The following is a 15,674-nucleotide window of genomic DNA, read 5'->3' on the forward strand; positions in this document are numbered from 1 at the left end:
ATGGCGCCGTTACTGTTTATCGATTTCCAATACCTGATAGTATAAATATGATACAAAGAATATATTGGCTGCTGTTGTTATTGGCCATGGTGCAAGGACTGAGCGCACAGGATTCACTGCGGTTTACATCTCCCAACGGGCAACTACTATTTAATTTGCAAACAAATAAAGAAGGTGGGATAGGATACACCGTGAACTATAAAGGACAAGAAATCGTGCTCCCGTCAACGTTAGGACTGGAGGGATGGGACAGTCACCTCGTGCTCCGGTATATTACTACCACCTCGAAAGATACTGTATGGCAACCGGTATACGGTGAACGCAGTCATATACGCGATGCCTATACAGAGAAAACGTTTACATTCTTTAAAAACAACAACGACCGGCTGGCGCTGCAACTGCAAGTCCGGGCTTATAATGAAGGGCTGGCATTTCGGTATATTTTCCCTGAGCATCCGGCAGGGGGGGCTGATATAACTATCAGCCGGGAGTTGACAACTTTTACTTTGCCGGAAGGCACCAAAGCCTGGTTTACCGGGCATGCACAGGGCGCCTATAGCTTGCTGTCATTGCATAACTGGCCCGGTGAGGCAGAAAGGCCGCTCACCCTGCAATTAAATAATGGCGTATACGCCGCATTAGGTGAAGCGGGCATGGTGGATTACTGTCGTACAAAGTTTACGCTGCATGCTACAAAGCCGAATACAATTAGCTGCGCTATGTATGATAAAGTAGAATTAACCACGCCTTTTGCCACGCCGTGGCGTATGGTGATGGTGGCCGATAAAGCTACGCAGTTGCTGCAAAACAACGACCTGGTGCTGAACCTGAATGCACCGGATCAGATGGAGAATACCAGTTGGATCAGGCCCGGTAAAATCATCCGGGAAATAACGTTGTCTACAAAAGGAGCCAAAGCATTAGTCGACTTTGCGGTGAAACGCCATCTTCAATATATTCATTTTGATGCCGGCTGGTATGGGTTTGAATACAGCTCCGCTTCCGATGCCACGGAGGTCAACGTAGACCCGCGTCGCAATCCCAATAAGGACCTGAACCTGCCCGAGGTGATCCGCTATGCGAAGCAACACGGCATCGGCGTTTTCCTTTATGTGAACCAGCGGGCATTGGCGAAGCAGCTGGACACATTGCTGCCGTTGTATCACCAATGGGGCGTGGCGGGCATCAAGTTTGGCTTTGTACATGTAGGCTCACATCGCTGGACTACCTGGCTGCACGAGGCCGTACAAAAATGTGCAAAGTACCAGCTTATGGTAGATATTCACGACGAATACCGGCCCACCGGGTTTAGCCGCACTTACCCTAATTTGCTGACGCAGGAAGGCGTACGGGGAAATGAAGAAATGCCGGAAGCCACCAACAGCACCATCATTCCTTTTACCCGTTTACTGGCTGGCGCTGCGGATCACACCATCTGTTATTATCACCGGCCGGAGCTGAAAAAGCAGTTGGCGGAAACAAAAGATACACACATCATGAAAACTACTTCGGGACATCAGCTGGCGCTGGCCGTGGTGATGTATAGCCCGCTGCAGTTTTTATATTGGTACGATCGGCCAACAGATACACAGGATGAGCCGGAGCTGGAATTTTTCGACCAGGTACCTACGGTATGGGACGATACAAAAGTACTAGCGGGAGAAATCGGGCAATTCATAACGGTAGCGCGTCGCCGTGGAAACGACTGGTTCGTGGGAACCGTCACTAATAACGACGCCAGAACGGTTAAAATCGATTGCTCTTTCCTCATGCCGGGAAAAAAGTATAAGGCTGTTTTATATAACGATGATCCCAAAGCTCCCACGCGCACACATGTTTCCCGGAAAGAGCAGCGCATTGATTATAATACTGTACTGGATGTTTCACTACCTGCTTCCGGTGGACAAGCGATCCTAATAAAGCCGATATAACGTAAACGAACAAACGAAAAATGCAGATCAAAATAACATCGTATCCCGTCAATATAAAGGTGCTGTATTTTCCGGGTTTCCTTTAACTTCGGAAATGCAAACGTTTACATATGAATTTGAAGCGTATAGTGCTGGGAACAGCGGGGCTTGGCGGCGTATGGGGACCGGTAACGGCGGAGCATTCTGTGCAAACAATAGTCGCTGCTTTAGCAGCCGGTATCGGCGCTATTGACACGGCCCCTGCCTATGGAGATGCGGAAACGTATGTTGGCATGGCATTGAAACAATGGCAGGGAAAAATGCCGGTCATCAGTTCCAAGGTAGGCCGGTTGAAGTCGTATGCGGCGGATGCAGCACACTACGACTACTCCCACGCTTCCATGACTGACAGCTTGCATCGTACCCTGGAAACACTGGGCATACCAGCACTGGATATTTTATTCCTGCATGATCCCGGGGCGATAGCACCAGAACAAATTGACGGGATTATCGATACCCTCCGGGGATTCCGTGAAAGCGGGTATGCCAGGCATATCGGCGTAGGCGGGAACTGGCCGGCATGGCTGGCACCCTATATCCGGTCGGGGATATTTGAGGTGGTGATGGAGTTTAATCATTTAAACGCCGCCAATGTATCCGCTTTGCAGGATAGCCTGCCTTTCTGCCTGGCGAATAATATCCGGTATTATGCTGCCAGCCCGTTGAATATGGGATTATTAGGGAGATGTATCACGGCTTATGCGCACATGAAGCCGGACTGGCTGCCGGCAGACACCTTACAGGTAGCTGTTTTGCTGCAGCAGTTGGCAGCAGCCCACCAGATGAGCTTATCCTCACTGGCACACCGTTTCCTGCTGTCGATACCTTATGATTTTAAAATCGTATTGGGAGCAGCCAATCAAACGGAATTAACAGCCACCTTGCAGGATATAGCAGCAGGGCCATTGCCGGCGGCATTGATGAAAGAAATACTGAATTGCAATAAAGGAAAATTGGCGGTTTGATGCACAATTTTGATACAGAAATTTTTAATATCAGCAGCGTACAGATCAGGGAGCTGGCGCCGGTAGCGGCTACCACGCCTATACAGGACGCTACCATGGGGCCTTTTACGTCCTTTGGGTTAGCGGTAATTACCATTACTGATGAAGATGGACACAGCGGAGAAGCGCCCGTGTTTCGTTCTTACAACCATATCCTCGAAAATTGTCTCCTGCCCATTTTGCTGCATAGCCAGGATATCCCATACGGCGTATTGTATCCACAGTTGTATTGGGCTATCCGCAACGAAGGCTTCAGAGGCCCGGCTGCGGCCTTACTGGGACAAATAGAGCTGGCATTATACGACCTGGCTGCCCGTCGCGCTGGTGTACCATTGCATCGCTATCTCAACACCACCACCAATAGTGTAAAAGTATACGGCAGCGGAGGAGGGACTAATTATTCCCTGGAAGAACTGGAACGTGAAGCCACTTATTTTGCCAATGCAGGAGTAGATTGCTATAAAATGAAAGTGGGAACGGATTTCGGTACCCGCCTGACCGAAGACGTAGCCAGGGTGAAGTTTGTACGCCGCATATTAGGCAACAACATCCGGCTGGCTGTTGATGCCAACCAGATCTGGAGCTGTGAAGAAGCGTTGCGGTTTATAGATCTGACGGCAGGGGAAAACCTGGCCTGGTTCGAAGAACCCGTTCATTCTGCGGATCTGCAACAGATTGGAGAGTTATGCAAACGTACGCCGCTGGCCATTTCTTACGGAGAGTCGGAGCGAAGCGCCAAAGTATTCCCTACCTTGGTGGAACTGGGTGTACGGCATTTACAACCAGTGCCTACCCACCTGGCAGGCATACGGGAATGGATGAACGTACGGGACCTGGCCGCCCGGCAACAGGTAGAATTTTCATCAGGAGGATACTCGTTATATACAGCAGCGCTGATGGCTTCGGCCGGCGCGCAATGCCAGGTGGAATACCTGTATTGCATTATGCGTGGACTGGAAGTATATTTCCAGGTTCGCCCCGACTGGAAGAATGGTCGGTTTTATTTGCCGGAAATCCCTGGTATACCGGTTCGTATCGACTGGGATTATTGGCAGAACAGCAACGCCATCACGAAAAAGAGCCTTTGGACCAAAAAGAACATCAGGAAATACCAGCCGATTGTATCTTTATGAGCCATAAGCTTATTGTGTGACGATATTTTTAACGAAGATAGATTACCTGGTATTATTGCTTTATATCGTCGCGCTGTTTATTTTCGGTTTTTACCTGAACAGGCGCAGTACAGCAAATACAGATATTTTTTTAGGAGGTAGGTCATTGAAATGGTGGCAGATCGGGTTTTCTATGTTCAGTGCCAACGCCGGCGCCACGATGCTGATAGGCTTATCCAGCCTTGGCTTTTCACATGGAGTGGTCGGCAGTAATTTTGAGTGGCTGGCCTGGATTTTCCTGTTATTGCTGGCCATGTTTTTTTTTCCGCGTTATATCTCTGCGGGTATTCATACAATTCCACAATTCCTTTTAATACGTTACGGAAAAAGATCTTATAACTTCCTGGTCATATATAGCCTGGTATCCATTTTAATTGTTTGGCTGGCAAGTGCGTTGTACGCCGGCGGATTGGTCATCGCAGAAGTATTTCACCGGCCGTTGCTGGAATCAGTATCTGTGATAGCATTGATTGCAGCCAGTTATACGGCTATCGGTGGACTGAAAGCAGTGGTGCGTACCGGCATTTTTCAATCGGTGATTATTATCATTTCTTCCGTGATACTGACGGTGCTGGCGTTGAAGAAAGTAACGGCAATCCCCGGATGGGCACAGGACACCCCGGTTGATTACTGGAAACTTTTTCATCCCCGCTCAGACCCTGAATATTCATGGCTGGCTATTGTGATGGGATACCCCGTGGTAGCCATTTACTACTGGTGTGCGGATCAGACCATTGTACAGAAGGTACTGGCTGCAAAAGATATCCGTCAAGGGCAGTATGGTATTATGCTGATTGCTGCCATGAAAATTATTACGCCTTTGATTTTTGTGTTGCCGGGCATCATTTGTTTTATCCTGTTCAGGGATACTACCACGCCGGATAATGCCTATATCACCATGGTGGAGAAGCTGATGCCTGCCGGTTTGCGCGGACTTTGTATTGCAGCGCTGATAGCGGCACTGATAGATACCGTCTCTTCCGGGCTTAATTCTTTCAGCACCGTTTTCACACTGGATGTAATCGGGCAATTCACCAGGCTGGAAGAGCAACCTAAACGTACGATCGGTAAATGGGTAACGGTATTGGCGGCTTTCCTGGGAGTAGGCGTGGCGGCGCTTTTCGCCCGATCCGGTAAGGGGTTGTTTGAATTAAGCCAGGGACTCGTTTCCATCCTGGCACCTCCCTTATCAGTGGTGTTCCTGGGCGGTATTTTCTGGAAACGCGCCAATAAACTGGCGGCGGAAGTGGTATTGTATGGCGGGGGACTGATCTGCGTGATAATAGGCTCCTGTTATGTGTTAAACTTCCCTTACAAAGGATACTGGCCGCATTTCCTGTTGCTGTCAGTGTATATTTTTATCGGCTTGTCTTTAGGGATGGTATTGATTACGCTGTTATCTGATTCCGGCAAAAATACTACTTCACCAACGGTTTGGACTTCCTCCCGGCGGTTGCTCCGGAACAGCCCCCGCGTATGGTTGGGATGGGGATTGCTGGCGCTGGTGATGATTATTATTTATATCGTATTTAATTAATTTAGTAAGATGAATAAGCACTTTTCTATTGCTGGCATAAGCGCATTGCTGGTTGCATGTTTACTGTTCACTGCCTGTGAAAAGGCTACTGCACCGGAAAAGCTTACGGAGCGGGTGTTTGTAGTGGAAGTGGTGCCTGGTGAACAACCCTTAAAAGAATACCTCGATTATCATCAGCATATCTGGCCGGAAGTAGAAGCGGGCTTTCGTAAAGCCGGCTACCGGAATATTTCGTTGTATCGTTATCAGCATTTGCTGGTGATGACTATCACCGTTCCGGAAAATGCCAACCTGGATAGCATGGGGAAAATAGCCGAATCTTCTCATCCCCGTTGCGCCGAATGGAATAAGGTGATGGCCGGATACCAGGCAGGTGTACCGGGAACGGCACCCGGACAAACCTGGGTAGAAGCCAGCCGCTTTTATCATTTTAACGGGCAATAACAGCTAGGGGTGCGTTTCCACATCCTGGCGATATTGGCGGAGAAACTCGCGCGGTGATAATCCCTTTACTTCTCTGAAGTGTTTATTGAAGTTGGAAATATTATTATACCCACTCTGATAGCAGGCCTCTGTTACATTGTAATCTCCTTCCAGTAAGAGCTTCGCCGCATGGCCTATCCGTATTTCCTTCACAAAGTCGATGAGTGTACGGTTTGTTTTACGTTTGAAAAAACGGCAGAAAGCCGCGGAAGACATCGGTATCAGGTCGGCCACATCCTGTAATGCAATTTCTTCTTTGAAGTGCTGGAAAATATAATCGAATACCTTATTGATTTTTTTAGCCTCACCGGAATTATCCACCACGTTGTAATAAGGAGAAGAAAGCACCTGTGCGGTGGTGGACTGCGCCAGGATATCAAGCAGGCGCAGCATCAGTGCTGCCCTGGTCAAGCCAGATTCAAACAGCATTTGCTGCATTATCATTTTGGCATTGACTACTGTAGGGCCGGTAAACAGTACTCCTTTCGCCGCTTTATTAAAAAGAACGTTGAGCTCCTGTGCTTCCGGTTTCTCCAGCAATTGTTGTCCCAGGAAGTCAGGAAAGAAGTGAATCACGATCGCCTGTGGCTGTACCAGTGGATCAATGGTCCGGTAATATTGCCAGCAATGCGGCAGGTAACTCCCCAGCAGCACCAGCTCCGGCCCTTCAAAATCTGCAATATGATCCCCAATGAATCGTTTACCGCTGCAATTTTCCAGTAGCGCTATTTCAAAATTGATATGTGCCTTCAGTGAAGTGTATTTTTTTATCTCCAATATGTCTGATCGCACCGTAAACGACTGGTCTGGCGGAAACGTAAAATTCTCATAAATATATTGCATACTGCCCTAAATAAGATGTTGACAAATGAATCACGGTGTCCCCAAAAGTACTATAAAAAGTGAATATCCGTCCTAACAAGGTATCCCGCCTTTTGGCGGCAAAGAAAGCATAGGTAATAGTCAAATTACGGGTGGTGCAGGGGGAACGATATACGGATCTTTATGGTGTTATCAGTTGGCACCAGGTCTATATTAATTCATTCCACGCATTATTTCAGATACTGATAATGATAAATTTTTTGATGGCACTCACAGCATATACCGGGAGTAGCCCGGTATATGTTTTACTTTTAAATGATACTTATGAGCAGGAGTAATAACCGGCAATGCCTTCTCCGGATAAATATCCTACTGATCCTACTGATGGTGCCGGCGGCACAACTATTTTCCCAGCGGGTATTTCAAACAAAGGATGCTACATTTACCATTAACAACAGCGGCTATATTATCAGCATTAAAGATCGCCGCAGCAAGAAAGAATATTGCCCGCAGGGAATGTCTTCTCCTTTATTGAGCTTGTATAAAAATAAGACCTATATACTGCCTGCATCCGCAACATTCAATGAGGTAGGTAGGGAAATAGCACTAGCGTTCACGGATGGTTCAGTGGCCACCATTAAAATAGCATCCGCGGGATCCTACCTGAAGCTACAGCTATTACGGCTTGATAATAAAAGCGATGCTGATAACATTGTATGGGGACCTTATAAAACAAATATCTCCAAAACCATCGGTGAAATAATTTCGGTGGTACGCGATGATCATTTTGCGATAGGCATGATGGCACTGAATGATAATACCACCAGTGGCCCGCCTTCGGATGGAGATATGGGATTCATGTATTATTATATTCATTCTCCGGATCCCAAAAAGTACCCGCTGCCACCGCATCTGAAAGAAGGACAAACATTTAAAATAGGAGGAGATGGTATCAGCGATGTTGCTTTCTATTCCCAACCGGAAGAATATTTCCGTATGTGTTATGGAAATGGCGCTATGCTGGAACCTGCGTATGGTTCCAGTATTGCATTGCACTCCCGCAACCGGCGCAAAGAGCAAATGATTCGTTTCCCGGTATTACCTGATAACCTGGATGGTGGGTTCAATTCTGCCCGCTATCAGCTGGTAACGCCCACAGATGCCGACTTTACCGGTTCCGCCATTGCCTTATATGCCTGCCCGGATAACGAGGGATTAACTACCATAGAAAAGATTGTATTGAAGGAAGGATTGCCACATCCTACCATAGATGGCATGTGGATAAAAGATCCCCGGGCATATAAACCCGATATTGCCTGGTGGGGGCCTCACGACAGTATGTCTGTTTATGCGGCACAGCTAGGGCTGAATGCCGTGCAGGATGAGGGATGGGGAGAATATTATCCCAATCCCGCCAATAAATGGGGCAACCGGAAAATAAGTTTTACACACCAGCCGGCAGCAACTATCCCGGAATTTGGCCGCCGCATGCGCCAAAGTGGTGTTCGCTGGGGATTGCACACTTTATGTGAATTCCTCCAGCCGGATAACAATAGCGATGTAGCACCAGTACCCAGCGATAGTTTGGCCATTATGCAGCGCAGCACGCTGGCAGCTGATATCACTATAAATGATACACTTATTGCTGTAACAGATACCTGTTATTTCAATGAATTTGGAGGATGGGAAGGCAATCATACCAATGTGCTCAAAATAGGAAAGGAACTGATCGAATATAACGGTATCACCACTACGAAGCCTTACACTTTCTTACAGGTTAAGCGGGGCTTTCATGGCACACAGAGAGGGGCGTTCAAAGCCGGAACCACTATCGTAAAATTACAGCCAAACTGCTACCATGGCTTTGCTCCTGATATGAACCTGCAACAGGTATATGCAGATTATTATGGTCGCTGGCTAACGGAGGGAGGTATGGACTACATTGATTTCGACGGACTGGAAAGCTGTATTTACCAGGGGCATGGACAATATTCCTTTAAACAGTTTTTCAGGAAATTATTCGATACCTATCAGCAAACCGGTGGTAATTACCTGCGGGTGATGGGCTCTTGTGTATATGAAGGCAACTGGCACTATATGAGTGTATGCAATGTTGGGGGCGGCGATCACATGTTTGATCCTGTACATAACAAATGGGGCATTGAAGGGAAAGATATGCGCTATGTATTTGAGAGTAATTATTTCCCGGCTACCTTTGGTATTATCAGCTATTCCAGCGCCTGGAGCTTATATGATGCAGAAAACCTGCAAGCCAAATCTATCGGATGGAATACTACCTATATGCTGGGGTTAAGCCAGCAATCAGTAGAAAGTAGTGGAGAGAAAGAAAACATCTTTAAGGCCTTTCGTGCCTGGCAGGATGCACGGACAGCTGATGTATTTACCGCCGCTCAAAAGAAGAAATTAAAAGATTTGCAGCAGAAATTTCACCTGGTTCAGCATAGTAAAAACTCCTTCACCTTATATGCCCTTCAGGAAAACCGGTTCCCGGACCTGCCCTGCAGCGGCACGCCTACGCCGGTAAAGCCAGGTATAAAGGCAGGAACGCAGCTATTGGAATTTACGATCAAGGTACATGTGCCGGCCAAAGACAGTTTGCCCGGTATCCGCATCGGGCTACCCGATGGGCAGGCATTGTTGGTGGAAAAGAACTTGTCCGATGGCCAGTTCATTATTTATCGTGATAACCAATGGCTCATTACGGATAAGAACCGGAAAAAACTGGAAGAGATTCCTTTCGTCACCAGTACCATCCCTAAAAACGGTTGGCCGGAAATTACGCTCACAGGGCTGAAAGGAGGGAATGCCCGGGCAAAGCTGGAAGTAGTGGCTACCATTATTAAATCACAGGAAAAAGTGGGTGTTGCTAAACAGTAGTACACCTTTATATAACATTTTTTAATTCGTCTGATGAGATACGCTCTGTTGAAGTGGTCCGTTTTATGTTTATTAGGTAGCGCTATCACCACTTCCGCGCAACAATTACCAGTAAACCAGCTGCTGCAACAGCTGAACGGTACCTGTTATTTTTCCACCAAACAATATGACGGCACTACGCTGATAAAAGAACAGCGTTTCCAGTCTGCTACACTGAAAGGTGAGGAGGGGAACTGGCAATTACATCTTACTGCAACACCGGTAAAAGGCCACCAGGATGTATTTGATGTTACCGCCGGTTTTCGCCTTACCAGTGGTGTAGCCAGTCATACAGCCGTTAACGTTAGCTTTGATTTTAACCGCTGGCACCCGGAGAACTATGTGATGGTACCGGCTGCTGTTTACAACGGTAACCGCTATCGCGTTATTGGTAATGGTTATAGTCCCGCATACCCGGATGATATGTATTATCAGCCACAGGTACCGTTAACGATTTCCAATAATCCACGACTGAAGATAGAAAAAGGTGAAGCCTCGCGTATTGAGTTAACCACCACCAATGCTGCCACACCAGCCATGTGTTTTTTTTCTCCGGCAGAGAAGAAAGGTTTTATTGTGTTAACTACACAGGCAACACCCCAGGGCAATAACGGCCTGACCATCGCAGAAAATGCGGCAAAGGACAGTTGTACTTTCAGCATCTCTGCGCCTGCTGTGCGAGTACTGGCGCCCGGTTTCGGCGACTGGCACGCCAGCGGCGACATGGCGCCCAACTGGAAAGCAGGCGATGAAGTGACCCTGCGCTTTCGCATCTATGTATTTGATGCCAGCAGCATTCCTGCATTGCTCACCCGCTTCCGGCAGGTGCGTAAAGACCTGAACGAAGAAAGTGCCCTCCGTAACCAGGTGCCTATGAGCAAGCTAATGGAATTGGGACAGGGCATCTGCAGCAACAACTTTATTACAGTGCCGGCAGGAAGCTATTACAAACCTGAAAATAATAACGACTTTCAACTTGGTTGGGTAAGTGGAATGATGAACTCCTATCCCATGCTGGCGCTGAATAATGAAACAGAACGTAAACGCGTGATGGCGGAACTGGATTTTGTAGTACGCCGGCTGCAAGGTAAAAGTGGTTATTTCTATGGCGGTATCACTGCCTCCGGCGAGATAAGACCCGAAAAGATGAACCCGCATTTCCCGGAAGTACAGGCCATGGTGCGTAAAAACGCAGATGCCCTCCTTTGGCTGATGAAACACCTGCTGCTGTTTAAAGCGCAAGGTTATGACGCCAGCATCAATAAGGACTGGGAAGTTGCGGCGCAAAAATTAGCTGCCGCGTTCACCAATTCCTGGAAAAAGCACCATGAATTTGGTCAGTATATAGCACCAGCTACCGGTGAAATAGCCGTTTTTAATTCCACTGCCGGCGCTATTGCGCCCGCAGGTCTCGCCATGGCGGCCCGTTATTTTAATCGCCCCGAATGGCTGCAAACGGCCAAAGAAGCTGCTGATTTCTATTATGAGAGAGATATTGTAAAGCAGGGATTAACCGGCGGCGATTGCGGCGATATTTCACAGGATGCTAACTCAGAATCGGCCTTCGGTTTCCTGGAGTCACTGATGGCATTGTATTATCACACAAGGGACAATAAATGGTTACAAAAGGCGGAAGTACAAGCGGCGCTTTGTGCTACATGGACCATTTCTTACCCGGTAACGTTTCCTGCCAATAGTACCATTGGTAAATTACAATGTAATATGACCGGGGCGGTATGGGCAAGTATACAGAATAAACACGCGGCGCCAGGCATTTGCACAGCTTCCGGCGACTATTTATTCAAATTATTCCGGGCTACCGGGAAAGAAGCCTATGCGGCATTGCTGCGCGATATTCAACACGCCCACACGGAAGCCGTGAATATGCCGGGGCATATTACCTCCAATTTCCTGGTCGGTTCCTGCATGGAACGCATACAACCCAGCGACGCTGAAGGACGCGGCAGTATCGGTAATTTTATTTATACCCGTAATTCATGGACAGAAACGAATGGGATGCTCATGGCCATGGAGCTCCCGGGCATTTATCTGCAAACCGATAATGGCCGCTTGTTTGTTTTTGATCACGTAACGGCGAAAGTAACGGCGCGTAAAAACGGTGCCACTACGCTGGAAATTACGAATCCTACCGCCTATGATGCGGCAGTATCTGTAATGGCGGAATCCAGCCGGCAGGCAGCCATACCACTGGCATATACAGCGTTTCTCAAATGGCCGAAAGTCAGTGTGAAAGCCGGAAAAACCATATATGTGCAGGTGTCGGCTAACGGGCAGCTATTACATTGATAGCCGGAAATTTTTTGATGGCATTCATTTATTCGTTTCCGGGAGGGAGTGATGAATGAATGCTGTCACCTGCGCCATGATTCGATCCCGTATCCACTGCGTTTGAGCATCATCCAGTTCTGCCAGCATATTCCCGTTGTCTATATTAAAATCTGCGTATACATCATTCGCAAATTCTTCTTTTATTTCTTTCAATCGTTTTTCGTTGTTGGTATCCAACCGCCCGGTTTTCGACAGTGCACTATTCAGCCTGTTGGCTGTAATATAGGTGGATATGGCGGTTACTAAAAAGGACAACTCCTCAGCGCGTGAGTGAACGTTAGGAATAAACGACCACTTTTCTGCTTCATGGAATTTTTCTTCTTCATCGAACGCCGGATTTTTATGTTTGATCACGGGCCGGCTGCTCAGTACTACTGTTGAATGATGGAATGGCTTAATCACCACGCCTTCCATAACGTTGGGCGTTATCTCCGGTAAATGCAGCAATGCCGGGATAGTAGAGGGAAGATGAATGTCGAAATTTAATGCATCATTCCACTTGCCAATGAATAACGGTTTTGCATAAAAAATATTAAAGCGTTCAAAATAAGTAATAGCGGTATCGTAGTCGAGATAGATTTTTGAATCTGCATCTTCCGGGTATAGTGCAATATCAAACGCGCAAAACCGGATAGTGGGACTATAATATACGCCCGTTTGAATAGCTTGTACCTGTTCATCCGGTGGCACATCCGGATGGGGATATTCCCCGCCAAATAGTTCTCCGTATAGTATATAGCGGTATGCGGGCATATCCTGCTGTAATTGTTCAAACAGGGAGAGGACGCGGCCTTCGAGGTCAGCAACCACCTGTTGGAATCCGAAAAAATCATCTCCCCATTGAAGATACTCTTTTCGCTTAGCGTATCGTAACTGTTGATGATCGTATACAAAGCTGAAATTAGCGCCGTGTATTTTTTCTGTTACTACCCACTTTAGTTTATAAAGACTGTTTAATTCTTTTTCTGATAAGGTAAGTCCTTTGGAATTTTTGGGCATTTTCTCATATGCCGAATGCTCGCTCATGGCCATAAAACAACGGGTTAATCACCAAACAATTTGATGGCAAATATAGGTATTCTGTGTATTAATACCTGTATTGCATTTTACTAAACTGGTGTGGCGGAATTTTCATTTCCCGTTTGAAGAACCGGTTAAAGTAGGCAGGGTCATCGAAGCCGGGTTGGTAAGATATTTCCTTTACTGTTAATGCGCCATGGTAAAGGTATCGTTGTGCTTCCAGTAATATCCGTTGTTTAACCAGGTCTCCTGCCGAAGCGCGTGCATATTTCCGGGTCAGTAAATTGAGTTGTTTAAGGGAGATATTCATCTGCGCGGCGTAGTCGTGTGGCAGGTGTTGTTCCCGGTAGTAATGATTCTCATGGTAATAAAGTTTGTTTGACAGGAGCAAAGCTACAGCCGGGGTGGGCCAGGAAAAATGGATGTTTGGCCCGAAAAATTGCACTTTCGGGAATGCGCCTATCTTTCAATAGCAAATACTGATTATATTTTGGGTTATTTTTATCATTAAATCCTATATACCTATGAGCAATGGAATAGATGCGAAATTTGTGCAGGAGCGATACGAGAAGATGTCTAACGACGAATTAATATACCTGGTTACGCATGATGGGGCAGGACTGACGCCGGCCGCACTGGTAATTGCAAAAAATGAAATTGCAAAGCGTGGGCTCAAAGGTGGCTATGCTGATGCACTGGAGATGCAGAATAAAACTTACACCATTGAAGAAATTGATGCTTATTGTAGCTTGATTAATGATTTGAAATGTCCTATTTGCGGGGAGCGCTCTACACCATTAAATGGCACCGTCACCACGGAGGTTATCAGCTTTATCCTGATGATGCAGACTAGGACAGCCGTCTATGTGGGATGCCCGGATTGTTTGGATGACTTGAGTAATGCTGCATTGAATAAAACGGTGATATTAGGTTGGTGGAGCTTTTGGGGCATCTTTAAAACTATTGGAGCTATCATTGACAACATTAAGTATAAACGTGCTAATCACTACGAATCGCCCAATATAGCTTTGAGATATTTTGTGTTATCACATATTGGCTTGATAGAATTACATAAAAATGATCGTACCATGTTAGACCAGCTAATAGCAAAGCATAACATGACCTGTGCATGAGCACAAAAAAATAAAAAAGCCGCAGGTAGTTATCTACCTACGGCTAAAACACCTGCTGATAATTGCCGGTGTTATTGTTGGGGTAGCCAGTATTTATATCCCCTGCTTTTTACCTCCAGCCAGCTTTTGGGCGCACTCCAGTAGTTAGGTACATCCAGTGTGAAGTCTTCATTTACGTAGGTCAGGACATCCGTGTAATCCTGACCGATGACGTTTTTGTAGTGGATGGTCAGTTGTTTGAGGCGGGGATCATAAAAGTTTTCGTCGGTAGATTGTTGTACGGTGCCGTAGGCGAAGGTCGCCATCGGGAAGTCGGTATTGCCTGCGAGGATAGGATCCTGCCGGTATAAGCCAAAGTTTTGATCTACCAGCGTCAGCATGTTGTACATCCAACCGGCGGAATGTAAACCATGTACTTCAAAGGACCAGGCGCTGGATCCCCAGATCATGTATTTGCCGTTGAGCTGAGGATCATCAGCCATGCTCAGCGGGGTAATGAACTTGTACTTTCTGAGTCTTCCGTCTGGTGCGTTTTCACCTCCGTTGCCCGCCAACTGTACAGAGTAATAGCGGCCAATAGGTATTTTGGGTATAGGAAAACCGGACCAGTTAACGATTTTATCTTTTGTTACCAGCAAACCTGCAATCATGAACTGGGTGTATTGCCGGCTTAGTGGCAAGCTATCTGCACGCACTACTTTCAATGGGAAGGCATAGTCCTGGTATTCCTTCATTCTATCTCTTTCTACCGGCACGGTGAAAATGAGAGACGAAGAGGAGGATCCTTTAGGGATGGTTACCACGAACCCATTTTCTTTGGCATCGAAAGGTGCATTCACCGTGTAAGCAGCGGGAGCAGGAATTTTCTTGTTGTCATTTTTCAGGATGTTGAAATCTTCCAGCGATTCCGGATCAAAAGCTACTATCACGCGGTAATCCCGGCTGGCCGGCAGCGAGCCGCCGATACCTACTTTGAACTTTATATCCGCATTAAAAGTTTTGGTATCAATGATGGTGTCAGAATCATATTGGGCATTGAGATATTTGAGGGTATCCACGAACGTATGTACGGCAACGTCGGAGATCTCCCTTTCTGTGGAGGAAGTAGAGGAGGCGGAAATAATATAAACTTCCTGTTTGTAAAACTCTTTGTTTTCGTAATCAGGTTTGCCGCAGCCATGCAATATGGCAGCAACAAAGGCGATGGAGAGAATATGATAAATGCGTTTCATGTTGTCTGATTTAAA

General features: G+C 46.8%; 12 protein-coding genes. 8 read left to right on the forward strand and 4 right to left on the reverse strand.

What is annotated here, in order from left to right:
* Positions 1-47: 47 nt before the first annotated feature.
* The 5 genes from J7623_RS08015 to J7623_RS08035 all read left to right on the forward strand — a co-directional run bounded on the left by J7623_RS08015 (position 48) and on the right by J7623_RS08035 (position 6,127).
* A complete protein-coding gene (locus J7623_RS08015; protein ID WP_291919294.1) occupies positions 48-1,931 on the forward strand; it encodes a glycoside hydrolase family 97 protein in 1,884 nt (627 codons plus the stop codon).
* Positions 1,932-2,041: 110 nt separating this feature from the next.
* Entirely contained in the window at positions 2,042-2,935 is an 894-nt protein-coding gene (locus J7623_RS08020; protein ID WP_291919295.1) for an aldo/keto reductase, read from the forward strand.
* The gene (locus tag J7623_RS08025; protein ID WP_291919296.1) at positions 2,935-4,107 is read left to right on the forward strand and encodes an enolase C-terminal domain-like protein; all 1,173 of its coding nucleotides are present in this window, start codon (positions 2,935-2,937) and stop codon (positions 4,105-4,107) included. The genes J7623_RS08020 and J7623_RS08025 overlap by 1 nt, the downstream gene beginning before the upstream one ends.
* A 16-nt stretch (positions 4,108-4,123) precedes the next feature.
* Complete coding sequence (locus J7623_RS08030; protein WP_291919297.1) at positions 4,124-5,683, forward strand: sodium/solute symporter; 1,560 nt, start codon at positions 4,124-4,126, stop codon at positions 5,681-5,683.
* A 9-nt stretch (positions 5,684-5,692) separates the two neighbouring features.
* A complete protein-coding gene (locus J7623_RS08035; protein ID WP_291919298.1) occupies positions 5,693-6,127 on the forward strand; it encodes an L-rhamnose mutarotase in 435 nt (144 codons plus the stop codon).
* A 3-nt stretch (positions 6,128-6,130) separates the two neighbouring features.
* On the opposite strand, the gene J7623_RS08040 is transcribed toward J7623_RS08035, so the two are convergent.
* On the reverse strand, positions 6,131-7,009 hold the full coding sequence (locus J7623_RS08040; protein WP_291919299.1) for an AraC family transcriptional regulator: 879 nt from the start codon (positions 7,007-7,009) through the stop codon (positions 6,131-6,133).
* Positions 7,010-7,312: 303 nt separating this feature from the next.
* Here J7623_RS08040 and J7623_RS08045 point away from each other — a divergent pair, with 303 nt between their 5' ends.
* Positions 7,313-9,886, forward strand: a complete 2,574-nt coding sequence (locus J7623_RS08045) for a hypothetical protein (RefSeq protein WP_291919300.1) — start codon at positions 7,313-7,315, stop codon at positions 9,884-9,886.
* A gap of 33 nt (positions 9,887-9,919) precedes the next feature.
* On the forward strand, positions 9,920-12,232 hold the full coding sequence (locus tag J7623_RS08050; protein ID WP_291919301.1) for a hypothetical protein: 2,313 nt from the start codon (positions 9,920-9,922) through the stop codon (positions 12,230-12,232).
* A gap of 24 nt (positions 12,233-12,256) precedes the next feature.
* Here J7623_RS08050 and J7623_RS08055 read toward each other — a convergent pair whose 3' ends face one another.
* Both J7623_RS08055 and J7623_RS08060 read right to left on the reverse strand, forming a co-directional pair.
* Complete coding sequence (locus tag J7623_RS08055) at positions 12,257-13,300, reverse strand: RNA ligase family protein (protein ID WP_291919302.1); 1,044 nt, start codon at positions 13,298-13,300, stop codon at positions 12,257-12,259.
* Between the two features lie 61 nt (positions 13,301-13,361).
* A complete protein-coding gene (locus tag J7623_RS08060; RefSeq protein ID WP_291919303.1) occupies positions 13,362-13,685 on the reverse strand; it encodes a helix-turn-helix domain-containing protein in 324 nt (107 codons plus the stop codon).
* Between the two features lie 133 nt (positions 13,686-13,818).
* Between J7623_RS08060 and J7623_RS08065 the strand changes: the two genes are divergently transcribed.
* Positions 13,819-14,427, forward strand: a complete 609-nt coding sequence (locus J7623_RS08065) for a hypothetical protein (RefSeq protein WP_291919304.1) — start codon at positions 13,819-13,821, stop codon at positions 14,425-14,427.
* Positions 14,428-14,498: 71 nt separating this feature from the next.
* Here J7623_RS08065 and J7623_RS08070 read toward each other — a convergent pair whose 3' ends face one another.
* The gene (locus tag J7623_RS08070; RefSeq protein WP_291919305.1) at positions 14,499-15,659 is read right to left on the reverse strand and encodes a DUF1735 domain-containing protein; all 1,161 of its coding nucleotides are present in this window, start codon (positions 15,657-15,659) and stop codon (positions 14,499-14,501) included.
* Positions 15,660-15,674: the final 15 nt, after the last annotated feature.

It is taken from the genome of Chitinophaga sp. (genome assembly GCF_017745275.1).
Lineage (GTDB): Bacteria > Bacteroidota > Bacteroidia > Chitinophagales > Chitinophagaceae > Chitinophaga.